The sequence below is a fragment of the Paracoccus aurantiacus genome, from assembly GCF_007993065.1.
Lineage (GTDB): Bacteria > Pseudomonadota > Alphaproteobacteria > Rhodobacterales > Rhodobacteraceae > Paracoccus > Paracoccus aurantiacus.
Genome location: NZ_VOPL01000001.1, coordinates 519,052 through 542,260, shown reverse-complemented (window position 1 = coordinate 542,260; position 23,209 = coordinate 519,052). Strand labels below are relative to the sequence as shown.

Below are 23,209 nucleotides of genomic sequence, written 5' to 3'. Positions count from 1 at the left end.
CTCGTAAGGAGATTGCCATGACTAAAGCCGTGAAATCTGTCCTGAATGCCGAAAATGCCTCGGTTAGCGATCTCGTCGCGGACGCGATAGGGGTTCTTGCGATTTCGGTGACCACGGCGGCGGTGCTGTGGCTTCCTGCGATCCTGTCTGCCTGACCTGTTCCGCGAGGGTCTCCCCGGCCTCGGATCAGTTCCTTGCGGGTGATGTGGCGTTAAGCCCGTCACCCGCTTTTTTATGCGGCGTTGCGGCATAGTGGCAAAATCGGGTAGTCATGCCTGAAAAGGAACAGGCAGGACATCAGATGGAACGGCGCAGTATTAACCTTGCCCTGCAAGGCGGGGGTGCGCATGGCGCCTTCACCTGGGGGGTGCTGGATCGGCTTCTGGACGAAGATTGGCTGGATATTGCCGCGATCAGCGGCACCTCGGCCGGCGCATTGAACGGGGCAGCACTGCAAGCGGGACTCGCCGCGGCGAAGGGGCGTGGCGGACGGCAGGCGGCGCGTGAAAATCTGGGCCATATCTGGTCAGAGGTTGGCGAGGTCAGCGATTCGCGCGTCGTGCGCTGGCTGCATTCGTTCTTTCCCGTTCCACGTTCGATGGAGCGCCTGACCGAGACGTTTTCCCCCTTCGCCTGGTTCGACAATGTGACCCGGCTGTTCAGTCCGTATGATTATGGTCCTTTCTATACGAACCCGCTTCGGGCAATCCTGAAAACCATGCCATATCCGACATTTGGCGCCAAATGTTCGACCCGGATATTCGTTAATGCCACGAATGTCCGCACCGGCCAGCCTCGGGTTTTCGCGGATGCGGAAGTGACGGTGGATGCGGTTCTCGCCTCGGCATGTCTGCCGACGATCTATCGCGCTGTGAAAATCTACGATCCGCGCACCGGCGAAATGGAAGAATATTGGGACGGCGGCTATTCCGGAAATCCCTCGCTCTGGCCGCTTTACGCGCCGGAACTTCCGCGCGACATCGTTCTGGTGAACATCAATCCGCTGCGCCGGGACGAGGTGCCGAAGACGCCCGCCGCCATCGCCGACCGCGTCAACGAGATCAGCTTCAACACCGCGCTTCTGTCAGAACTGCGGGCGATCAATTTCGTGAAACGCCTTCATGATGAAGGACGGCTGAAGGGCAAGGTCATGAAGAACGTTCTGATGCACATGATCCTTGACGATACGCTGATGAACGACCTGACAGCGCGCACCAAGATCCTGCCCGATCCGGGGATGCTGGAGCGCATGTTCACAGCCGGTAAGGCGTCTGCCGACAGTTTTCTGGACCGTCATGCTGATGACCTCAATCAGCGCGACTCGGTGGATTTCACGACGCTGTTCCCGCGCGGCATTTCGGAACCTGCCGACCCCGAAGAAATCGAAAGATTGTCGGAAGGGTAAACAAGCCCGCCCGAGATCACCAGCTTCGCCGCGTCCTCAACGCTCATATCCAGAATATGGACGTCGGTTTCCGGCACGAACAGCAGAAAGCCCGATGTCGGGTTCGGTGTGGTCGGCACGAATACCGCAAGACAATTGCCGCGCCCCGCGGCGGTTCCGCGTCGCGCGATCTCGCCCTTGGCGTTGCCTGCGACAAATCCAAGGCCCCATAGCCCCTTGCGCGGATACTCGATCAGGCAGGCACGGTCGAACTTGTCGTCGCCCTGGGTGAAGATCGTTTCGGCGATCTGTTTCAGGCCGCCATAGACTGCGCCGATGATGGGCATGCGCGTCACCAGCGCCTCGCCCGCGCCGATCACGCCGCGCCCGATCCAGCCGCGCGCGATCCAGCCGATCAGCAGCGTGAAGATCAGGAAGACGACGACGCCAAGCCCGCGAAGGTCGATGCCGATATAGTTCTCCGGCCGCCAGCGTGGCGGGATCAGCGGCAGCACCCAGCTGTCCATCCAGCCCGTCAGCGTCCAGATCAGCCAGACGGTGATGCCCACCGGGGCGATCACGATCAGCCCGGTCAGAAAAGAGGCACGCAGCGCCGAAATCGGGCCAGAGCGTCGGCGTCGCGGCCGTTCCGGCCGCAATGGGGGCAGATCTTCGGTCATCTCGGCTTTTCCTTCGCCGCGATGCTGAAGGCCGGGCGGGATTCCGTCAAGCCCCGCCGCGCAGCGCTGCCGCTTCCAGCGCGATCTTTGCGCCCAGCCGGGCATTGTTCATCACCAGTTCGATATTGGCAGTCAGCGAAGCGCCGTCGGTCAGCTCGAAGATGCGTTGCAGCAGATAGGGGGTAACGGCCTTCGCGGCAATGCGGTGGCGCGCAGCGTCGGCTAGCGCCTGCTCGACAATCGGGCCAATCGTCGCGCGGGGAATCTCGGCGTTCGTGGGGATCGGGTTGGCGACAAGCTGGCCTCCGGGAAGCTTCAGGGCCGCGCGGATCGCGGCCGCACGCGCGATCTGGCCCGGATCATCCATCCGGAGCGGTGCGCGCAAGCCGGATTCGCGCGACCAGAATGCCGGAAGCTGATCCTGCCCGAACGAGATGACCGGAACGCCGAGCGTTTCCAGCACCTCAAGCGTCTTGGGCAGGTCCAGGATGGCTTTTGCCCCGGCGCACACCACTGTAACTGGGGTCTGTGACAGCTCCTGAAGATCGGCCGAGATGTCGAAGCTTGTTTCCGCGCCGCGATGCACGCCACCGATACCGCCGGTCGCAAAGACCTCGATGCCCGCGAGATTCGCACAGATCATCGTTGCCGCGACGGTCGTGGCCCCCGTGCGCCCCTGTGCCACGCAAACCGCAAGATCGGCGCGCGACAGTTTCATGACCTGCGATTGCGACGTATTCGCCAGATGTTCCATCGCCGTTTCATCAAGGCCGATGCGGATTCGCCCCTCGATCACGGCAATGGTTGCGGGCACGGCACCGTGGTTGCGGATTTCGGCCTCGACCCGGCGCGCCATTTCCAGATTCTGGGGATAGGGCATTCCATGGGTGATGATAGTCGATTCCAGCGCGACGATCGGTGCACCAGAGGCGCGGGCCTCGGCCACTTCGGGGGTGTAGTCGATGAAATCCTTCATGGCATGTCCTTTCCTGAAACATGGGCGGCGGCGGCATGGGTGGCGCGCTCCAGCGCGGTATCTCGGGCGTGACCGGCGCGCTCTGCGGCAAGATGGGCGGCAAGGAAGCTGTCGCCCGCGCCGGTCACGCGGGCGATGGTGACAACGGGCGGTGTCACGCTTGTAACACCTTCACCGGCCAATCCGTCCGCAACCGGCCTGCCGCCATCAGTGACAATGACCCGGTGCATGCCCAGATCGAGCATCGCCTGTGCCGCATCCATGGCAGAGCCAAGAGCGCGGTGGGCCAGCACTTCTGCCTCGTAACGGTTCAGATAGAAGCAGCCATGCGCCGCCCCGATCAGCGGTGCGAGGCGTTCGGCCTTGCCCGGACTGGCCGGAACAATGCGCAGATCGGCCTCTGCCAGGCCCGGTTCCTGCCCGATCCGCGAAAGCTGCGCCGTAGTCAGGTTGCCGTCGATCACAGCAACGCCGCGCCAAGGTGCAGACGCCGCAGCAAGGCGGCCGTCGCGGATCGGCTGCAGGATCGCATCGCCCGATTCCTCCAGCGAATGCACGTCCGCGATCGCCGCGATCAGGCCGTTCACATCCTCGACGGCCATATAGACGTCGGTCGGCCCGCCGTCTCGATACAGATATTCCGTCGCCACACCCTGCGCCGCGACCGTGCCAATCAGCGCCTCGCCTTCGCCATCGCGTCCGACAGCAGAAAGGATCGCCGGCGTCATGCCCCAGCGTGCGACGGCAAGCGCGACATTCAGCGCTACACCGCCCGGTACATGCGCAATCCGGCCCGGCATGTCGGCGCCAGCCGCCATCGCGCGCGGGCAGCGCCCGATCACGTCCCACAGCATCCCGCCGATACACAAGAGATCCGCTTGCCTGCTCATCCGTAAGTCCAAACCCTGTTTCTTTGATATGCCGTGCAGGACGGGCTTGCCAAGGACAAGCCGATCAGGGCGCGTTCGTTTCAGCCGTGGCCGCCGGTGCCGGGACCGTTGCAGGTGCCGAGGGCAGCAATCGCGTGATCCCCGTCGCCGCCGCCCGCGCGAGGTCCGGGTCAAGCGACATCGTCACATATTCGCCGCGCCGCCACTTGACCGCCAGATCGTCATAGTGACGCGACAAGGGATGTCCCGACTGACCCGAGGCGATAATGAACACAGAACTGTCGGGATCGGCCAGATCATAGACACCGCGATAGCCCGATCCGCTAACCGGCAGGAAACTGTCTGCCGCAGCGTTCAGCGGCGCACGCGCCAGTGTCGTGTCCCCGCCCGAGAGGGATTGCCGCAGATTGGCGATCCAGCCGAGGCGCGGGATCGGGCCGAGGGCCGGGTGCATCTGCACAGCCTCGTGCGCGTCGCCCCAACGCCAGCTTGCCACATCGGGACCATATCGTGCGGTAAGGTCAAGAATCGCTGCATCGAGTGACTGACGGGCGATTGTCGGGCATGATTCCACCGCCGCCGACTGGCGGATGTCGCACCAGGCCGCTGCGCCGCCGCGATTGCGGAAGACGCGTTCGATAAAGCCCGGATGAAGCGTTGATATATGCTCGGAAAGCGGGCCCAGATCGTCGCGGATCAGCCGGTCCTGAAGCGCGCGCATCCACGAGGCATAGATCAGCGGCTCTGGCAGATGCTCGTTCATCGCGCCGTCCCATTCGGCCAGCAGACGAAGCGCGTCCTGTCGCTGACGCTCTGGCGTGCCTTCAGCCGCAGGCTCTCCGGTGAACCACAGATCGGCACCGACAAGCGGCAGCAACGCGCGCGCTGCCGGGCTGACGATGTCAAGCTGCGTCTCGATCAGGCTGTCGCGGCTGTGAACCTCGCGTCCGTCGAGCAGGCGCCGAAGCCGTTCGCGACGCAACCCGGAATCGCCGTCATGGCCAAGCGTCGCGCTCGTGCCTACAAGCGCGCCGGTGGCCAGATCGACGCCGTCCTGTGCCGCATCGCGCATATCGAGCGCGGTCACGCCCTGCCACCTGTTCGCGGCGATCCAGCCCGGCGTCGGCATCCGGCCAAGCGTCTGGTGGCCGGAAGCGCGGACCGGGCTCAATCCGACAAGGCGCTCCGAAATCCCGTCGCGATCAGCCAGCGTCAGATGCGCTGCCGGCGTGCCCCAGTCCTTTGCCGCCGCGATCGCGCCGGCGCGGTCCTGCGCCGTCATGATGCCGATCAGCGCGCTCATCGTGCGGTCGTCCTGGCTTAGACCCGTCCAGGACAGCGAGGCGGCAAATCCCACGGGCGTAACCGTATTCAGACCGAAACTGCTGCCGGAAAGCAGCGGACCATTCTCGGTTTCCCGCAGGGTAATGGTCCGGTCTTCGCCTCCGTTGACGCGGATGATCTCGCGGCGGGCTGCAAAATCCTGCCAGCCATTCACGCCGCGATAACGGTTCGTGTCGCCGGGCTGGATTTCTTCGATGTGAAGATCGGCATCGTCATTCTGCGCGGGCGCGAATCCCCAGGCCAGCCGGGCAGAACGACCGGACATGATGGCCGGAACGCCCGGAATTGTCGCGCCAATCACATCGCCCGAACGCAGCTGCATCCGCGCCAGATACCACAGCGACGGCATCGTCAGCGCCGCCTGCGGATCGTTGGCAAGAAGCGGCTGACCAGCGGCCGTGCGGGGCGCGTCCGCCGAAAACACCGATGCGCCAAGCCCGGAAAACGGGACAAGATAGCCGGCCAGATCCCAGGGCCAGCCCGGCGCTGCATCGGGTGCTGTCGGCGAAATCCGCGCAGCCGAGAAAAGCGAGGCGTAGGCTGGCATCGCAGCTTCGCCGATGCCGGCCACCAGATCCTGCCCCCGTTCGGGCGCCGCCAGCGAAAGCTGCGCGCGCAACACCTCGGCCGGAAGCTGCCGGCTGGCGGCGGCGGCGAACAGCTTCAGGATCGCCAGCGAATCGGCCGGCTGCCAATAGGCTATATCGTCCGGAAACAGAAAGAATTCCGGCGCGCCCCGGCCAAGCGCGCCCTGATTGACGATCTCGATCCACTGGTTGACGCCCGCGGCATAGCTTTGAAGCGCCGCGCGCGTCTCGGGCGTCTGCGACTCCAGCGACGCACGGGCCGCGCGCGCGATCCCCATGCGCCGCGCCAGGTCGTCAGATGGCAGGGCGCGCTCGCCATAGATCTCTGCCAGCCGGCCCTGCGAGGCGCGGCGCAGGACCGTCATCTGGAAAAGCCTGTCCTGCGCCTGCGCAAGACCCAGCGCGAAGAACGCGTCGCTGTCGGATTGCGCGAAAATATGCGGGACGTCTTCGGTAGACCGCACGATCTCGACCGCGGCGCCGATGCCGGACACACGGTAGCTGGCGGCATAATCGGGAAGCGAGCGCACAGCGAAATACCAGACAAGAAGCGTCGCCAGCAGTGCAACGACGATCAGACCAAGCGTCAGCCGCAGGAACCAGCGGAACAGGGTCAGCATGTTTCGGGCAAGGTCCTTCGCAGCGCGCCCTCGCTTGACCGCGGGGCCGGGGGGTGTTGTCTTGCGGTTGTGTAGGCCAAGCGCAGCGGGCTTTCAACGCGGGAAAAGCGGCAAGGGCCGCGTCAGCAGGAGCATGATATGGCAAAGATCGCATTTCTGGGGCTTGGCGTCATGGGATACCCGATGGCGGGGCATCTTTCGAAGGCCGGGCACGAGGTGACAGTCTATAACCGAAGCACCGGAAAGGCCCGCGACTGGACAGCGGAATACGGCGGCGACAGCGCCCCGACCCCGCGAGAGGCGGCGAAGGGCGCAGAATTCGTCATGGCCTGTGTCGGCAATGACGACGATCTGCGCAGCATCTGCCTTGGTGACGACGGCGCTTTCGCGGGGATGGACAGGACCGCAATTTTTGTCGATCACACGACGGTATCCGCGCGTGTAACGCGCGAGCTTGCCGAAGTCGCGTCGGACAAAGGCATTGGCTATGTCGACGCCCCGGTATCAGGCGGGCAGGCGGGGGCCGAGAACGGCCAGCTTTCGGTGATGTGTGGTGGCAGCCAGGACGATTTCGACCGCGCCGAACCTGTCATCGACGCCTATGCCAAGATCTGCCGCCTGATGGGTCCGGTCGGGGCAGGGCAGACGACGAAGATGTGCAATCAGATCGCGATTGCGGGACTGGTTCAGGCGCTTTCGGAATCGCTTCGCTTCGCCGAAGCATCAGAGCTTGATATCGAAAAGGTGGTCGAGGTCATCAGTCAGGGTGCGGCCGGAAGCTGGCAGATGGTCAACCGTCACAAGACGATGGCAGCAGGCGCGTTCGATCACGGCTTCGCAGTTGACTGGATGCGCAAGGATCTGGGCATCTGCCTGGACACCGCTGACGATATCGGCGTCAGCCTGCCCGTCACCGCGCTTGTCGATCAGTTCTACAAGGATGTGCAACTGATGGGCGGCGGTCGCTGGGACACCTCGTCGCTGATCGCGCGCCTGCGCGACTAGACAGCGATCAGGCGCGCTGCGCGAAGTCGCCGATGCGACCCCGATAGAACAGCAGCGGCGCGCCATCTGTCATCGTGGCCCGCAGAACTTCACCCACGACAATCGCGTGATCGCCGGCATCATGCAGCGCTGACATGCGGCATTCGAAGCGCGACAGGCAGCCTTCAATCAGCGGGGTGCCGTCCCGTCCCTCGGTCCAGTCCAGACGGTCGAAGATGTCATGCGATCTGGCGAAGCCGTGGCAGACCGCATCCTGTTCGTGCGACAGAACATGAATGGCGAAATGCGTGGCATTGGCAAAATGCGCGAACCGGCGCGACGCCTTGGCGGGCGACCACAGCACCAGCGGCGGGTCCATCGAGACAGAGCTGAAGCTGTTTGCGGTCATGCCGACCGGCCCCTGCGCCGAGGCCGTCGTGACAACCGTAACCCCCGTGCCGAACATGCCGAGCGCGTCGCGAAAGGCGCGCGAATTCTCGGGCGAGGGTGTGAAGCTTTGAACATGTTGCATGGCGGAACCTCAGGGAATTTCGAAACCGTTGCCAAGTTCGTAAAGTTCGAACCACGTCTCGCGGTCCAGTTTCACCCGCATCGCATCCGACATGGCGCTGATCCGGTCCAGATTGTTGGTGCCCAGGACAGGTATGACCCGCGCCGGGTGCCGCAGCAGCCAGGCAATCGCTGCGGCGCTTGCGTCGGCATCGTAATCCCCGCCGATCTCGCGCAGCCTTGCCAGCAGCTTCGGATGCGCGCCGCCGAAAAGCGCGCCTCCTGCCAGTGGCGACCAGGCCATCGGCGGTATGGCGCGTTCCTGAAGAAAAGCCACATCGCCATTGCGGAAGGGTTCGCTGTTGACGACGCTCAGCTCGATCTGGTTGGTCACGAGCGGCGTTTTCATCGACGATTGAAGCAGGGTCCAGTCGAACAGCCGAAAGTTTGACACGCCGACCGCACGGACTTTGCCGGTCGTGACCAGTTCATCCAGCACCGCGCCGGTTTCGTGCGCGTCCATCAGCGGATCGGGACGATGGATCAGCAGAAGATCAAGATAGTCGAGGCCCATCTCGGCAAGGGATTGGTCCACAGAGGCAGTCAGATGGGCGCGGCTGGTGTAGTAATGCTTGGTCCGGCGATGGGGCGCCTTGTCAGAGGTCAGCGCAATATCAGCCTTGGTAACGATCTCGATCTGGTCGCGCAGGTCCGGCGCGGCTTTCAGCGCGGCGCCCAGAACCGTCTGGCTTTCATAGTCGCCATAGATGTCGGCCTGATCGAAGCTGGTGATCCCCTGTGCCAGACAGGCGTCGATCTTTGCCCGCGTATTGGATTCGCTGCGGTCGGCATCATCGGCAAGTCGCCACATGCCATAGACGATACGGCTGATTTCCAGATCGCCGTTCAATGCAATGCGTTCCATCAGCGGCGCTCTCCGTTGCCGAGGGGGGTGGCGGGGGTCGCATCAGGTACACGACCATATTCATGCGGCAGCGAGCAGGTTTTCAGATGCGGCATCACCAGACGTCCGAAATGCTCTGCCTCGTCGATATGCGGGTAGCCAGAGAAGATGAAGGCTCGGATGCCCATTTTCTGATAGGCCTCGATTTCCGACAGCACCTGATCCGCGGACCCCACGATTGCCGCCCCGCAGCCCGACCGCGCACGGCCAACGCCCGTCCACAGATGCGGTTCGATAAAGCCTTCCAGATCGGCGATCTCCCGGTTTTTGGCCTGATGAGATACCCCCAGCGATCCCGCATCCAGCGCGCGTTCGCGAATCGCGCGGCCCTGTTCGTCGTCCAGCTTTGAGACAAGCTCGCGCGCATATTCCCGCGCCTCGGCTTCAGTGTCGCGCACGATCATGTGGACGCGCAGCCCGTAATCCAGCGTCCGGCCATAGCGTTCGGCGACGGCATTGACCGCTTTCATCCGCCCGGCCAACTCGTCCTTCGTTTCGGGCCACATCAGATAAACGTCGCAATGCTGACCGCATAGTTCCAGCGCGTCGGGGCTGTAGCCGCCGAAATACATCAGCGGACCGCCATTCTGCTGATAGGGTTTCGCGGGGTCCGTGGGCACGCCTTCGAATTGATAGACCTCGCCCTGATGGTTGATCTGGTCCTGCGTCCAAGCCTGTTTCAAGATCTCGACCACCTCGCGCGAGCGCTGATAGCGAAAGGCGCTGTCGGCTTTCTCGCCCGGAAAATCGCTGCTGATGATGTTGATCGTCAGACGGCCTTTAAGCATGTGGTCCAGCGTCGCGATGGTCCGCGCCAGCATGATCGGCTGCATCTCGCCGCAGCGCACGGCGGCAAGCAGGTTGATATTTTCCGTGATGGGCGCACAGCCCGCCACGAAGCTGAGCGTGTCTTGCCCGACCTGATACGAAGACGGGCACAGGACATTTCGAAAGCCCTGCGCCTCGGCAGTTTTGACGATGTCGGAACAGTGCTGCCAGCTTGACCGAAGCGATCCGTCCGGCACGCCGAGATAGCGATAGTCATCGGAACACAGCGCGGAAAACCATGAAATCTCTGCGGCGTCCAGCCCCGGCGAGGTGATCGGAACAATGCTCATGCGATATGGCCTCTCGCGGAAAATGGTGGTGAAATTTCATCTTGCGTAGCAAGGCTGATAGTATAAATCAATAGTGGATCAATTTCGATGCAGCAGGTCATGGAAACACCCTCGGCCCTTCCGATCTATCTGCAGATTTCCGAGCTTCTGGCCCGAGAGATCGCGGCCGGTCATCTGCGGGACGGCCAACGCCTGCCACCCGAACGCGATCTGGCGGCACGGCTGAAAATTTCGGTCGGCACGCTTCGAAAGGCGCTTGCGGAACTGACCGAGCGGGGCCTGCTGGAGCGGCGTCAGGGCTCGGGCAATTACGTGCGGGCGCGGGCCGATGCGCGCAATGTTTACAGTTTCTTCCGCATCGAACTGCTGGAAGGGGCGGGGCTTCCGACCGCGCGGCTTCTATCACTGGACCGGATGGCCAAGCCTGACGATCTGCCCGAATTCGGGCGCTCGACCGGGGCGCATCGCATCCGGCGTCTGCGCCTGCTCAGCGGGATTGCCTGCGTGCTGGAGGAGATCTGGCTCGATGGCAGCTATACCGATGAAATCGCACCGCGCGATCTGTCGGAATCGCTTTATCTCTATTACCGCGAGCGCCTGAATCTTTCCATTTCGCATGTCGAGGACGCGGTTTCGGTCGGCGATGTCCCGGATTGGGGTCCGCCGGATTTCACGCCCGCACCCGGCACACGGACCGGCTATGTCGAACGCATCAGCTTCGATCAGGAAAACCGCAGGGCCGAATTTTCGCGCAATTGGTTCGATCCGAACCTGTCGCGCTATGTCGCCCGCATCAGTTAGAGGACATCATGCCCAGAAAAGTTCGCTACGGGATCATCGGCTGCGGCATGATGGGTCAGGAGCATCTGCGCAATATCAGCCTGCTGGGCGATACCGAAGTGGCGGCGATATTCGAGCCGGATCAGGTCATGCGCGCGGGCGCGGCGCGCCTCGCGCCCGAGGCCGCGCTTTCTGACACGATTGATGAACTGCTGGCGCGCGACGATCTGGATGCGCTTGTGATTGCCTCGCCGAACCAGCATCATCTTTCGCAGATGGAGGCTATCGCCGCCACGCGCAGTCTGCCGCTTCTGGTCGAAAAGCCGCTGTTCACCGATCCGTCGGACATGGCCAGGATCGCGCGTCTTGAACGCGATTACGCTGCGCCGATCTGGGTGGCGATGGAATATCGCTATATGCCGCCGATCGCGGCTTTTCTGGCGCGCTGTGACCAGACAACTGGGGGCATGCACATGCTCTCGATCCGGGAACACCGTTTCCCGTTCCTGCCCAAGGTCGGTGCCTGGAACCGGTTCAACCGCAATTCGGGCGGCACGATGGTCGAGAAATGCTGCCATTTCTTTGACCTCATGCGCCTTGCGACCGGGGCAGAGCCGGTGCGCATCATGGCAAGTGCCGGGCAGGCCGTGAACCATCTGGACGAACGCTATGACGGCAGCGTGCCCGACGTCTGGGATCACGGCTTCACCATCGTCGAATTCGACAACGGCGTCCGCGCGATGCTGGAACTGTGCATGTTCGCCGAAGGTGCTCGCTATCAGGAGGAGATTTCTGCAATCGGCCCGCAAGGGAAGATCGAGGCGCTTGTGCCCGGTCCGGGTCGTTTCTGGCCCGAACATCTGGGCGCGGCGCCTGTGCCGATGCTGATCGAAAGTCCGCGCTTGCCGAAAGGGCCTGTCACAAGGGAAATTCCGGTCGATCCGGCACTTCTGGCGGCAGGCGATCACAACGGCGCAACCTTCTATCAGCACCAGCGCTTCTTGTCGGTCGTCCGCGGCGAGGCCGTGCCAGAAGTGACGTTGACCGATGGCGCAAGGGCGGTGCTGATGGGGCTGGCAGCGCAGCAATCCGCGCGCAGCGGTCAGGCGGTGACGCTGGATTTCGGGCCCCATGCCAGCGCCAGCGAGATGCCCCTGACGGCCGGGGCCGCGCAGTGACGTCGCGCGTTTGCGCGATCCGCGACAAGGTGCAGTCCAATCTGCCGGGCATGCTGGTCGCCCTGCTGGTCGCGGTCGCAGCCCAGTTCGTCGCCGAACATTACGGCGCGCCGGCGATGCTGATGGCACTGCTGTTCGGAATCGCACTGAATTTCCTGGGACAAGAAGGCCGCGCGGTCCCCGGCATCGTCTTTTCGTCGCGGCATCTGTTGCGCGTCGGGGTCGCGCTTATGGGCGCGCGCATCAGCGTCGGTCTGCTGGCCGACCTGGGCGCGCCGGTGATCGCCATGCTGATCCTAGGTATCCTGCTGACCATCGCCGCAGGAATTCTGCTTGGCCGGTTGCTGAAACAGGACCAGGATTTCGCGGTGCTGAGCGCAGGCGCAGTCGCGATATGCGGGGCCTCCGCGGCAATCGCGATTTCGGCGGTCCAACCCCGGACCGAGCGCAGCGAGCAGCAACTGATGTTCACGGTCCTTGGCGTGACCATGTTGTCGACGATCGCGATGATCCTTTACCCGACAATCACGGCAGCATTCGGCATGTCCGACCATATGGCCGGCATCTTCCTGGGCGGCACGATCCACGATGTCGCGCAGGTGGTCGGGGCCGGATTTTCGATCTCGGACGATGCGGGCAAGACGGCCACCCTCGTCAAGCTGATCCGCGTCAGCATGCTGGCGCCCGTGGTGATAAGCATGTCGCTGATTTATCGACGCCGGGGTGCGGGCGGCGCCGCCTCGGGGGCGCGCTTGCCGGGCTTTGTCATCGGATTTGCGGTCTTGGCGGCTGTCAACTCGCTGGGGCTTTTGCCTGAAATCGTGAAGCTGACCCTGCAGCACTTGTCAGGCTGGGCCCTGCTGATCGCGATTGCTGCAGTGGGATTGCGCACGCGTCTGGACCAGATCCTTCAGCTTGGTCCGCGTGCCATTGCGCTGATGGTCGCCGAGACGGTGTTCCTGGCGCTTTTCGTCCTGGGCGTCTGCCGCCTGCTTGGCTGAGCCGAAGCGCGTGTTCGAGATTTTCGAACGCTGCCTTTCGATTTGCTTCGCTTGCTGTCGGCGTGACAGGACCCTAACTTGGCTTCTGCATTGATCGGACGGGCCGCCACCCGCGATGGCCGCGAACTCGCCCGCACAGAAAAGGATCAAGATTCCAATGAGCAAACCGAAAATCGCCATTATCATCGGCACCACACGCGACACGCGCTTTGCGGACAAGCCCGCGCAATGGCTGCTGGAAAACGCGCAGAAGCGCGACGACCTCGATTTCGAACTGGTGGATATCCGCGACTATGACCTGCCGCTGTTCAACGAGGTCGCTTCGAACCTGTGGGTGCCCTCGCAGGACCCGCGCGTCGTGAAGTGGCAGGAAAAGCTGGCCGAGTTTGACGGCTATGTTTTCGTGACCGCTGAATACAACCATTCTGTCAGCGGGTCGCTGAAAAACGCGCTGGATCAGGCCTACAAGGAATGGAACCACAAGCCGATGGCCGCCTTCGGCTATGGCGGCGTCGGTGCTGCGCGCGCGATCGAACATCTGCGCGGAATCGCTGTGGAACTGCAAATGGTGCCGATCCGCAATGCCGTCCATTTGGGCGGTGGCGAATTCATGAAGGTCAGCCCGCTTGGCGCGAATGGCGACATGTCGGAGGTTGACGCCGTTCTGCAGCCTTCGTTGAAGGCGATGCTGGACGAACTGGCGTGGTGGACTGACGCCACCAAGGCTGCACGCGAAAAGACTGCGTGATCCCGGCGGGCGGCCAGTAAGGCCGCCCTTCTTTTTCAGTCCGCCGGAAGGAAGTTCCGCGATGACGACGATCACCAAGGAAGAGGACGGCCGCCACGGCCGCTATGTTGCCCGGATCGAAGGCATAGACGCCGAGGGGGAAATCACCTTTACCCATCGTGGCGAGCGCGTCATCAGCGCCGATCACACCGGGGTGCCAGACAACATGTCGGGCAAGGGCGTCGCAAAGGCTCTGCTGGATTTCATGCTGGATGATGCGCGCCAATCCGGCTTTCGCATCGTGCCGGTCTGCCCCTTCGTGCGGGCGCAGTATGCGCGCCACCCCGAATGGTCGGACCTGTTCACCACCGCGCCGGGCGAAGATCCCCAAGCCTGATATCAGCTCAAGGAAGTAAGACGCGATGGGCAAACTGGTCGATGGGATCTGGCATGACCAGTGGTATGACACCGAAAGCACAGGCGGCAGGTTCCAGCGCACGACGACCTCGTGGCGGAACTGGATCACGCCGGACGGCGCGCCGGGCCCGACGGGCGAGGGCGGATTTGCACCGGAAAGCGGGCGTTATCACCTGTATGTCAGTCTCGCCTGTCCATGGGCACATCGGGCGCTGATTTTCCGGGCGCTGAAAGGGCTCACACCGCATATCGACGTATCCGCCGTTCATCCGGACATGCTGTCCGAAGGGTGGGAGTTCCGCACGGATTTCCCAGCTGCGACCGGCGACAAGCTGTTCGGAACGCCTTATCTGCGCGACATCTACTTGCGCGCCGATCCCAAAGCATCGGGCCGCGTGACGGTGCCGGTCCTGTGGGACAAGCAACAGAACACCATCGTCAGCAATGAAAGCGCCGAGATCATCCGCATGTTCAATTCGGCCTTTGACGAATTGACCGGCAACGAGCTGGATTTCTGGCCCGAGAACCTGCGCCCGCAGATTGAGGCGCTGAATACCCGCATCTATGACACGGTGAATAACGGCGTCTACAAGGCCGGCTTCGCGACCACGCAGGATGCCTATGACGAGGCGATCGGCCCGCTGTTTGACAGCCTCGACTGGCTGGAAGACCTGCTGTCGCAGAACCGCTATCTAACGGGTGATCGCCTGACCGAAGCCGATTGGCGCCTGTTCACCACCATGGTCCGCTTCGATCCGGTCTATCACACGCATTTCAAATGCAACCGGAAATGGCTGCGGGAATATCCCAACCTGTGGGGCTGGACGCGCGAACTGTACCAGATGCCGGGCGTGGCCGGGACGGTCGATTTCGACCATATCGTGCGGCACTACCATTACAGCCACGACACGATTAACCCCAATCGGATCATTCCGATCAATCCCGTTATCGACTGGATGGAACCGCACGGGCGCGGTTAGCGCAAGGGGTCCGGCAGGCTTTGCCTCGCCGCGTCATGCCTCTGCTCTGCCGGAAGATATCTCGAAGCCGAGGCGTTCCGCTGTGGAGAAGCGGAACGGGCCGCCGGTGAGGCGGCGGCCCATTCCAGTCCATTAGAGGCAGCCGATCTTAGTCGAGCGGTTTCAGCCCGGCCTCGATCTGCGCGCGGCGCGGTTCCAGGAACGGGGGCAGGGACAGGGCTTCCCCCATCGTCTCCATTGGTTCGTCCACGGCGAAACCGGGTCCGTCTGTCGCGATTTCGAACAGGTTGCCGCCCGGTTCGCGGAAATAGAGGCTGCGGAAGTAATACCGCTCGACCTCGCCCGAGGACGGGATGCGGAACTCGTTCAGGCGCTGCGCCCAGTCGTGGATCGTCTTCACGTCCGGGGTGCGGAAGGCGACGTGGTGAACAGCGCCCGCGCCCTGCCGTGCGACCGGCAGACCGGGCTGGACGGCAACGTGCAGCTCGGCCGCAGGGCCGCCTTCGCCCATTTCGAACACATGCACCTGTCCTTCCCCATCTGGACTGGCATAGTCGCGGACGCGGCGCATGTTCATCACGCGGGTGAGCACCGTCTCGGTTGCTTCCAGTTCAGGCACCGAAATGGTGATCGGGCCAAGGCCGCGGATCTGATGTTCGGCCGGGACGGGGCTGCGTTCCCAAGGGTTCGCATCGCCCGGCTGATCGGCGGTCAGGCGGAAGCGCTGCCCTTCCGGGTCTTCGAAATCGAGGCTGCCACGGCTGTCAGTCATGGCGATATCGCCAACCAGCAGCCCCTTGTCGCGCAGACGCGCGGCCCAGTAATCAAGGCTTTCTTCCTTCACACGCAGCCCGGTGCGGCTGATCGAATGGGTGCCGCGACGTTCACGCGCGACGGGCCAGTCGAAGAAGGTCAGATCGGTTCCGGCGCTGCCTTTGCCGTCGGCAAAGAACAGGTGATAGGCCGATGTGTCGTCCTGATTGACGGTCTTCTTGACCCGGCGCAGGCCGAGCGTGTCGGTGTAGAAGCGATTATTTGCCGGAGCGTCGGCAGTGATCGCGGTCAGGTGGTGAATTCCGGTGAGGTCCATGACGGTCTCCTTTCTCGTTGGGATCAATATCGGACCGCAAGGCGCTTCGCGCCAGCCGATCGGTCACGAAGGCGGTGTTCGAATATTGCGAACAGCCTCGCGCTGGTTAAGATGCCGCCATGCGCTACGACCTCGACCAGATCGAAACCTTTCTGACGGTGATGGAACTTGACACCATCACCGCTGCTGCAGCGCGGATGAACCTGTCGAAATCCGTTGTTTCCAAGCGGATCGCGGATTTCGAACGGGTGATCGGCGCGGCCTTGTTCAGGCGCAACGCCGGACGCATCACCCCGACCGAGGGGGCGTTGCGACTGGCCGAACGCCTGCGCCCCGCACTTGGCGAACTGGTCGCGGCGACCGAGGGTGCCGCCTGGAGCATGGACGGTGCCGCGCGGTTGCAGGGCAGTCTTGCGATTGCCGCCCCGATGAGCTTCGGGACAATGTATCTGACGCCGGTTCTGGCGCGCTTCGCGCTTGCCCATCCGGCGCTGGAGCTGCGCGTCGATTACGACGACCGCCTGCGTGATCTGACACGGGACGGTTTCGATATCGGCATTCGGATAGGTCAGGCGCGCGACGGCGCGCTGATGTCACGCAAGCTGTGCGAGGACCGCCCGATGGTCGTCGCAAGCCCGGCCTATCTGCAACGGGCGGGCACGCCGAAGACCCCTTCCGACTTGAGCGAGCATGACGTAATCGGCTATACCCATGTGCCGGATGCGCAGGTCTGGCAGTTCCAGCAGGGCAGCAAGACCATATCGCCGCCTGTTCATGGTCATTTGATGCTGAACAATGGCGAAGCAATCCGGGACATGGCGGTCGAGGGACTGGGCCTTGCAATGCTGCCGGCGTTTATCGTGCGGCCTGCCGTGAAAGCCGGTCTGCTGGTTCACGTCATGCCTGACATAGAAACCCGGCAACTGCCGATCATGGCGGTCTGGCCGCCAGTCAGCCCGTTGCCCATGAAGCTGCGGCTGCTGGTCGATCACCTCGTGGCAGAGTTCAGCGGCCCTGAATGGCAGGGGGCGTGGTCGGATTAGGGTTGGGTTCGCGGGTCAGTCCCAGTCGAGCACGATCTTTCCGCTTTGACCTGCACGCATGATCTGGAACCCCTCGGCGAAATCGGCAACAGGCATCTCGTGGGTGATGACGCCGCCGATATCCAGACCGTTTTCCAGCATGGCCAGCATCTTGTACCAGGTCTCGAAAATCTCGCGCCCGTAGATGCCCTTGATGGTGATGGATTTGAAGACGATGCGGTTCCAGTCCACGGGCGACTTGCCGGGGGGGATGCCCAGCATGGCGATGCGCCCGCCGGTCACCATCGCCTCGACCATCTGATCGAAGGCGTGGGTATTGCCCGACATTTCCAGACCCACGTCAAAGCCCTGCCGCATGCCAAGACGGCTGCGCACGGCGTCCAGATCCTCGGTCGCGACATTGACGGGGGTGACATCGGCAACGCGCCCCGCCAGATCCAGCCGGGTCTGGTTCACATCGGTAATCACGACATGACGCGCGCCGACATGACGCGCCACCGCCGCCGCCATGATGCCGATGGGTCCGGCACCGGTAATCAGCACGTCCTCGCCCACCAGATTGAAGCTTAGCGCGGTGTGAACCGCATTCCCCAGCGGGTCGAGGATCGCGCCGATCCGGTCGGGCACGGCATCGGGCAGGGGGACCACGTTGAAGGCAGGCAGACGAAGATATTCCGCGAAAGCGCCCTGCACATTGACGCCGATGCCCTTGGTTTCCGGGTCCAGATGGAACTGGCCTGACCGGCTTTGCCGGCTGGTCTTGCCGATCAGGTGGCCTTCACCTGACACACGCTGTCCGACGCGAAGGTCGGTCACGTCGCGACCCAGTTCGACAATCTCACCCGCGAACTCATGGCCGGTGATCATCGGCACAGGCACGGTGCGCTGCGCCCATTCGTCCCAGTTCCAGATATGCACGTCCGTTCCGCAGATGCCGGTCTTGCGGATGCGGATCAGCACATCGCCGGGGCCTATTTCCGGCACCGGTTCGTTCTGTAGCCAAAGGCCTTCCTCGGCCTTCGCCTTGACCAGAGCTTTCATTGGATCACACCTGTTTCCTGTCCGGCCTCGCGGAAGGCCTTCAATGCGGTGTCCAGATCCTCCATCGCGATTGCAGCGTTCATCTGGGTGCGGATCCGTGCCTGTCCGCGCGGCACGACCGGAAAGAAGAAGCCCGCCACATAGACGCCGCGCCGGTCAAGCGCTGCGGCCATGTCCTGCGCCAGCGTCGCCTCGCCCAGCATGACGGGGACAATCGGGTGCTCGCCTTCCAGCAGGTCGAACCCCGCGGAGGCCAGACCGCTGCGCCAGTATTCGGTCTTGCGTGTCAGATCGGCGCGCAGGTCGTCGGCTTCTTCGATCAGGTCAATCGCGGCAAGTCCCGCAGCGGTGATAGCGGGCGGCAAAGCGTTCGAGAAAAGATAGGGCCGTGCGCGCTGGCGCAGCAGGTCGATGACGGGCTGCGGCCCCGCGATATATCCGCCAAGCGCGCCGCCAAGCGCCTTGCCAAGCGTTCCCGTGATGATGTCAGCGCGCGTGCCCAGATGCGCGGCAGTGCCAGCACCTTTTGGCCCAAGGATTCCCGCAGAATGACAATCATCCACCATGACCATCGCGCCATACTGATCCGCGAGCGCCCGTATTTCAGGCAGTTTTGCCAGATAGCCGTCCATCGAAAACACGCCATCGGTCGCGATCATGATGAAGCGCGCACCATCCGCGCGGGCCTTCTGTAATTGCGCCTCAAGATCCGCCATATCGGAGTTCGCGTAGCGATAGCGTTTCGCCTTGCACAGCCGGATGCCGTCGATGATCGAGGCATGGTTCAGCGCATCCGAGATCACCGCATCCTCGGGACCGAGCAGTGGCTCGAACAGTGCGCCATTGGCATCGAAGCACGAGGCAAACAGGATGCTGTCGTCATGGCCCAACCATTCGGCAATTCGCTGCTCCAACTCGCGGTGAAGGTCCTGCGTCCCACAGATGAAGCGGACCGAGGCCATGCCGTAGCCATGCGTTTCCATCGCCTCTATCGCAGCGGCGCGCAGGGCAGGGTGGTTGGCAAGGCCGAGATAATTGTTTGCGCAAAGATTTATTGCCTGACGCTCACCGACGGTGATGCGGCTTCCCTGCGGGCCGGTAATCAGCCTTTCACGCTTGGCCACGCCTTCCTGCCGGATCGATTCAAGCTGATTGCTGGCATTTGCCAGAAATTCGGCTGCATCTGCCATGGCTGAGGCTCCTCCTTTTGGCTGACCTTATCGCTTCTGCCGGGATAGGCGGAGCAACAGATTCGTGCAAGATAAAAGAATAATTTCCGATATGGCGGAATTCAGCTGTTCCGCACGATCATCATGACACTCGCAGCGCCACCTTCCGCGGTCACGCAATGCGGGCAATCGGCGGCGTAATTCGCGCTGTCGCCTGTTTCCAGACGTGCCTCTTCATCGCCGGATCTTACCCGAACCGCGCCGGCAAGAACGACAAGATCCTCGCGGCAGCCAGCGCGATGGGGCGCAGAATCCAGCGCGGCACCTGGCTCGAACCGGATTTCGTAGATTTCATGGTCCCCGACCGCGTGCGGCGCGCTGAGAATACGGATGTGCACGGCGCGCTCGCGGTCCTCGATGACGGGGGCCGCCGCGACGCGGACGATGCGGATCGCAGGCTCCACACGGCCTTCAAGCAGTCCGGCGAAATCGACCTGCAGCGCCTGCGTCAAATTCCACAGCGTGGCAACTGTCGGGCTCGATTCCCCGCGCTCGATCTGGCTGACCATGGATCGGCTTACGCCCGACAGTTTCGCCACTGCCTCAAGGCTAAGCCCCTTGGCGCTGCGCGCTTCCTTCAGTCGGGTTGCAAGGCGGGTGGCAATATCCTGTTCCATGCCGACAGGCTGATCCGCGCGCGCGCGTCTGTCAATCGCCAGACCTATCGTACCCTGAACTGGCGCAGAAGCTTCGCTGGGTTTCGGGGTTCTCCAGGCAGCTCATCTCGGGCGCGATAAATCTGCGCTGCGTCAATACGCCGTTCAGCGACCACGGCCCGCCCATATATTTAACGACAGTGCGATCGCCGTCGGGCCAAATATAGATCTCGGCCTCGGTCGTACGCATCTCGTTCTCAGCCGAAAGGAAATTGTCGCGATAGACAATAAGCCCGCAGATCTTGTCAGACAGCAGCACGTCTTCGCGCTGCCGTATCTGGCAGTTGACCTGACCGGTCGGGAAGCTGCCAGCGATCCAATCTGCGATCAACGTTTCATGGGCGTTGCAAGCCGCTTCCCAGCGGCTCGCGCATCCTGTCGCGAAGGCGTCCGACGCAGCCGTGGCGAGCGTCGTCACGTCACGCTGCCCCTGATCGATCGGCCGGGGCAGAACGACATAGCGCCCCACCTCGGCATCCCAGCGAACCGAATCTCGATGTTCGAGCAGCATCCGGCCATAGTGCAGACATCCCTCACCGTCGCCGCGTTGTGCGCCGGGGGGATAGCAGGACCGCGCAAAAAGCCGAAGCGCAGCGTCAATATCCCCCGCGCCAGACGATCCGCCCTGTTCGAGAAGACCGAGATGTTTGCACGCATAGGGCATATTCGATGATGCGCCATCGTCGCAGACGCGCCGGAAATCCCGGCGCGCCATGTCTTCGTCACGCATTGCACGCAGTGCATGCAAGCCGCTTTCGAAGCAGGCATTCTGCTGCGCATGCGCATCACTTTGCGTCATCTGCGCGGCGTCGCAGGCCAGCCGAAAGCTTCTCTGCGCCTCGGCATCCTGCCCCCGCTCGGCCTGCATCTCGGCCAACTTGGTACAGTTCAAAATATGTGCGCTTTGCGGCTGACACCCCGTCCGAAGCGCCTGCAGGCGTCTTTCCGGCTGATCACTGCCGGTGAAGCGAAAGTTCTCTCCGGCGATACTGTGCGGGCTGTAAAGCGTGGCGAGTTCACTGCAGCCTGCGATCCGAGTACCCTCGCATGCCTGCTGAAGCGCGCTTTCCAGCGGTGCGAGATCCGTCGCGGAAATCTGCCGTATATAATACAGCATCGCATCGTGACACGCCTCCTCGGCGGCGAGGCTGTTATCGGCACCACATCGCTGCGCCAAAGCTTCGAAATCACCACGCTTCAGGGCAGTCACCGACGGAAGATCGTTCTTGAGCGCAATCTGGAGGTTTTGACAAACCGCATTGCCCTTGTCGTAAAGAGCGCAGGAGCTTGCTGCACGGCTCGCGCCCCAATCGCGATCCTCAACGGACACCTGATCCGAAAGCTGGCTGTAATAAAGGCAGGCGTCTGCGCGCCACCCTTCGCAGCCGCGCCGCAGAAATGCCGTGGCGATTGCGCGGCGCTCGACTGTTGCGAACGGGTCATTGATGGGCGCTGAAAGGAACTTTGAATAGTTTTCATATACCGGTGCACATGATCCATCGTTCGAACCGTTTGGCGACGGATCGCAGCGATCAGCCCAAAGTTCGGCAGCGAAAAACTGATCGCGCGCGCTGAACGGACGGTTGCGGTCGTCGGCGCGCTTCTTCATCGCGCGGAACATGTCGCGACACCCGTATTTGTCGCCGATCTCGCAGCTTGCGATCAGTGCCGAGAATCCAGACGCCCAGGCCGCGGCGTCACCGGAAAGCATCTTCGTCATATTGCCGCCAACCCGATTGCACGCCACGGCTATCCCGTCATCACAGCCTATCCGGTCCATCTCCGTGTAAAGCCCGGGCGTATTGTCGTCGCCGCCAGGCCAGGCAGTCCGCATCGGGTATTCGAGATAGACCGAACTCGACCGGATATAGCCTATGCAGGCCTCCGCCTCGCCGCGCATGCAGCCGAGAAGCCAGTATCGGAACATTTCGAATTCGTCGTCGTCGCCACCCTTTTCTTCGGCCGCATCGCGGTCAAAGACGTCGTTCGCGTAATCTGTGCAGGCCGCACCATTGCCCTGCAGGCATTCTGCCTTGTATCTCGCGGTAGCGCTCTCATCTGGCAGTGCTGTCCTTGCGGAAGTGAAGCCCGCGCCAGTGAATTCGGCCAGGTCGATGTAATTGGCACCGTCCGAGCAATAAGCGTCTGCGGGCAAATTGTCTGCAGCTTCAAGCAATTCTTGCGCGATGCTTGTGCTGATCAGACCGAACGAAACCGCGTACCAGCCATTATCAGATTTATACGCGGACATGGTCGGCAGAAAGTCAGAGTATTCGGCAGCGAATGCGTTGATCTCATCAAGCGTGCGGCGCGACGCGGCGATCAGGTGGCAGCTATTCGGTGGCGCCAGAAAACGACGGCCAGCGGACGATTTGCGATCGGCGAAGTCGCAGAAATTCGCGGTGGTCTTGGTCGGTATCCAGCCTGCCTGCCCATTCGCAGCCTCAACCTCAAAATAGGCGTGACCGTCATCTGCGAAGCCGACATCCAGGATCGCGACAGTCGTACCAGACGCGATCTGTCCGGCGTCATTTTCGTCCAGCCCGACGCGCAGCGCCGCAGGCTGGCAGACCTGACGGAAGCCCGTTGGCTGGTACGGCGGTAGCTGCTGCTGCTGCGCAATGGCGGGTGTAGTACAAAACAGGGCGATGAAAAATCCAACGACCACTCTGGAAAACGAATTCCACACCGCTACCCTCCAAACCTGCCGGATCAGGCAGTTCTCGATAGGTAAATGCGAGCCTTTGGACGGGTCAACGTCAATAAAGGACGTGACGGGTAACGAATATTCCGGAAAGCGGAAGCGCGCGATCCATGCGCAACGTCGGAGCGGGCAAAGTAATCAGTGCTGAGCAGGCAAAAGTGGCAGCCCGTAGGGGAATCGAACCCCTCTTTCCAGGTTGAAAACCTGGCGTCCTAACCGATAGACGAACGGGCCACTGTCTGGCGCTGCGAGTGTCGCTCGCGGCGTGGAGCGGTGTTTAGGTCAGCGGCGCGGAGGCCGCAAGAC

General features: G+C 62.6%; 22 protein-coding genes and 1 tRNA gene. 10 read left to right on the top strand and 13 right to left on the bottom strand.

All coding sequences use genetic code 11. The annotated features are described in order from the left end of the window. Positions 1-17: 17 nt before the first annotated feature. Both FQV27_RS18785 and FQV27_RS02640 read left to right on the top strand, forming a co-directional pair. Complete coding sequence (locus FQV27_RS18785; RefSeq protein ID WP_186827189.1) at positions 18-155, top strand: hypothetical protein; 138 nt, start codon at positions 18-20, stop codon at positions 153-155. Positions 156-301: 146 nt separating this feature from the next. Beyond that, a complete protein-coding gene (locus FQV27_RS02640) occupies positions 302-1,405 on the top strand; it encodes a patatin-like phospholipase family protein (RefSeq protein WP_147096258.1) in 1,104 nt (367 codons plus the stop codon). Here the strand turns inward: FQV27_RS02640 and FQV27_RS02635 are convergent. From FQV27_RS02635 to FQV27_RS02620, 4 genes are all read right to left on the bottom strand, one after another. Next, positions 1,312-2,064 carry a DUF502 domain-containing protein gene (locus tag FQV27_RS02635; RefSeq protein ID WP_147096257.1) on the bottom strand — a complete coding sequence of 251 codons (753 nt, stop codon included), beginning with the start codon at positions 2,062-2,064 and terminating at the stop codon, positions 1,312-1,314. The genes FQV27_RS02640 and FQV27_RS02635 overlap by 94 nt on opposite strands. Positions 2,065-2,110: 46 nt before the next feature. After that, positions 2,111-3,040: a pseudouridine-5'-phosphate glycosidase gene (locus FQV27_RS02630; RefSeq protein ID WP_147096256.1), complete on the bottom strand. Its 930-nt coding sequence runs from the start codon at positions 3,038-3,040 to the stop codon at positions 2,111-2,113. Next, the gene (locus tag FQV27_RS02625) at positions 3,037-3,930 is read right to left on the bottom strand and encodes a PfkB family carbohydrate kinase (RefSeq protein ID WP_147096255.1); all 894 of its coding nucleotides are present in this window, start codon (positions 3,928-3,930) and stop codon (positions 3,037-3,039) included. Before FQV27_RS02625 ends, FQV27_RS02630 begins: the two co-directional genes overlap by 4 nt. Before the next feature lie 64 nt (positions 3,931-3,994). Beyond that, complete coding sequence (locus FQV27_RS02620) at positions 3,995-6,481, bottom strand: penicillin acylase family protein (RefSeq protein ID WP_147096254.1); 2,487 nt, start codon at positions 6,479-6,481, stop codon at positions 3,995-3,997. A gap of 138 nt (positions 6,482-6,619) precedes the next feature. On the opposite strand from FQV27_RS02620, the gene FQV27_RS02615 reads away from it, so the two are divergent. Continuing rightward, entirely contained in the window at positions 6,620-7,486 is an 867-nt protein-coding gene (locus FQV27_RS02615) for an NAD(P)-dependent oxidoreductase (protein ID WP_147096253.1), read from the top strand. A gap of 7 nt (positions 7,487-7,493) precedes the next feature. On the opposite strand, the gene FQV27_RS02610 is transcribed toward FQV27_RS02615, so the two are convergent. Genes FQV27_RS02610 through FQV27_RS02600 form a run of 3 tightly spaced genes read right to left on the bottom strand, consistent with a single transcriptional unit; the run spans position 7,494 to position 10,057 of the window. Then, positions 7,494-7,997 carry a flavin reductase family protein gene (locus tag FQV27_RS02610; protein ID WP_147096252.1) on the bottom strand — a complete coding sequence of 168 codons (504 nt, stop codon included), beginning with the start codon at positions 7,995-7,997 and terminating at the stop codon, positions 7,494-7,496. A gap of 9 nt (positions 7,998-8,006) precedes the next feature. Further along, positions 8,007-8,900, bottom strand: coding sequence for an aldo/keto reductase (locus tag FQV27_RS02605; protein ID WP_147096251.1), 894 nt, complete (start codon positions 8,898-8,900; stop codon positions 8,007-8,009). Beyond that, the gene (locus FQV27_RS02600; protein WP_147096250.1) at positions 8,900-10,057 is read right to left on the bottom strand and encodes an LLM class flavin-dependent oxidoreductase; all 1,158 of its coding nucleotides are present in this window, start codon (positions 10,055-10,057) and stop codon (positions 8,900-8,902) included. The genes FQV27_RS02605 and FQV27_RS02600 overlap by 1 nt, the downstream gene beginning before the upstream one ends. A gap of 99 nt (positions 10,058-10,156) precedes the next feature. Here FQV27_RS02600 and FQV27_RS02595 point away from each other — a divergent pair, with 99 nt between their 5' ends. From FQV27_RS02595 to FQV27_RS02570, 6 genes are all read left to right on the top strand, one after another. Next, positions 10,157-10,858: a GntR family transcriptional regulator gene (locus FQV27_RS02595; protein ID WP_147096249.1), complete on the top strand. Its 702-nt coding sequence runs from the start codon at positions 10,157-10,159 to the stop codon at positions 10,856-10,858. Positions 10,859-10,866: 8 nt separating this feature from the next. Then, positions 10,867-12,015: a Gfo/Idh/MocA family protein gene (locus FQV27_RS02590; RefSeq protein ID WP_147096248.1), complete on the top strand. Its 1,149-nt coding sequence runs from the start codon at positions 10,867-10,869 to the stop codon at positions 12,013-12,015. Further along, entirely contained in the window at positions 12,012-13,016 is a 1,005-nt protein-coding gene (locus FQV27_RS02585) for a YeiH family protein (protein ID WP_377768716.1), read from the top strand. Before FQV27_RS02590 ends, FQV27_RS02585 begins: the two co-directional genes overlap by 4 nt. Positions 13,017-13,173: 157 nt before the next feature. After that, positions 13,174-13,764, top strand: coding sequence for an NADPH-dependent FMN reductase (locus FQV27_RS02580; RefSeq protein WP_147096247.1), 591 nt, complete (start codon positions 13,174-13,176; stop codon positions 13,762-13,764). Between the two features lie 61 nt (positions 13,765-13,825). Then, positions 13,826-14,140, top strand: a complete 315-nt coding sequence (locus FQV27_RS02575; protein ID WP_147096246.1) for a GNAT family N-acetyltransferase — start codon at positions 13,826-13,828, stop codon at positions 14,138-14,140. A 25-nt stretch (positions 14,141-14,165) separates the two neighbouring features. Next, positions 14,166-15,140, top strand: coding sequence for a glutathione S-transferase family protein (locus FQV27_RS02570; RefSeq protein ID WP_147096245.1), 975 nt, complete (start codon positions 14,166-14,168; stop codon positions 15,138-15,140). 148 nt (positions 15,141-15,288) lie between these two features. On the opposite strand, the gene FQV27_RS02565 is transcribed toward FQV27_RS02570, so the two are convergent. Continuing rightward, positions 15,289-16,230, bottom strand: coding sequence for a ring-cleaving dioxygenase (locus FQV27_RS02565; RefSeq protein WP_147096244.1), 942 nt, complete (start codon positions 16,228-16,230; stop codon positions 15,289-15,291). 119 nt (positions 16,231-16,349) lie between these two features. Here FQV27_RS02565 and FQV27_RS02560 point away from each other — a divergent pair, with 119 nt between their 5' ends. Further along, positions 16,350-17,273 (top strand): LysR family transcriptional regulator, encoded by a 924-nt coding sequence (locus FQV27_RS02560; protein ID WP_147096243.1) that lies wholly within the window; start codon positions 16,350-16,352, stop codon positions 17,271-17,273. A 15-nt stretch (positions 17,274-17,288) separates the two neighbouring features. Here FQV27_RS02560 and tdh read toward each other — a convergent pair whose 3' ends face one another. The 5 genes from tdh to FQV27_RS02535 form a co-directional block, all read right to left on the bottom strand. Beyond that, on the bottom strand, positions 17,289-18,314 hold the full coding sequence (tdh, locus tag FQV27_RS02555) for an L-threonine 3-dehydrogenase (RefSeq protein WP_147096242.1): 1,026 nt from the start codon (positions 18,312-18,314) through the stop codon (positions 17,289-17,291). Beyond that, positions 18,311-19,504 (bottom strand): glycine C-acetyltransferase, encoded by a 1,194-nt coding sequence (locus FQV27_RS02550; protein ID WP_147096241.1) that lies wholly within the window; start codon positions 19,502-19,504, stop codon positions 18,311-18,313. Before FQV27_RS02550 ends, tdh begins: the two co-directional genes overlap by 4 nt. Positions 19,505-19,605: 101 nt before the next feature. Continuing rightward, positions 19,606-20,160, bottom strand: a complete 555-nt coding sequence (locus tag FQV27_RS02545) for a helix-turn-helix domain-containing protein (protein WP_147096240.1) — start codon at positions 20,158-20,160, stop codon at positions 19,606-19,608. Between the two features lie 31 nt (positions 20,161-20,191). Beyond that, positions 20,192-22,888: an SEL1-like repeat protein gene (locus FQV27_RS02540; RefSeq protein WP_186827188.1), complete on the bottom strand. Its 2,697-nt coding sequence runs from the start codon at positions 22,886-22,888 to the stop codon at positions 20,192-20,194. Between the two features lie 174 nt (positions 22,889-23,062). Next, positions 23,063-23,137 (bottom strand) — tRNA-Glu (locus tag FQV27_RS02535). Between the last annotated feature and the right edge of the window lie 72 nt (positions 23,138-23,209).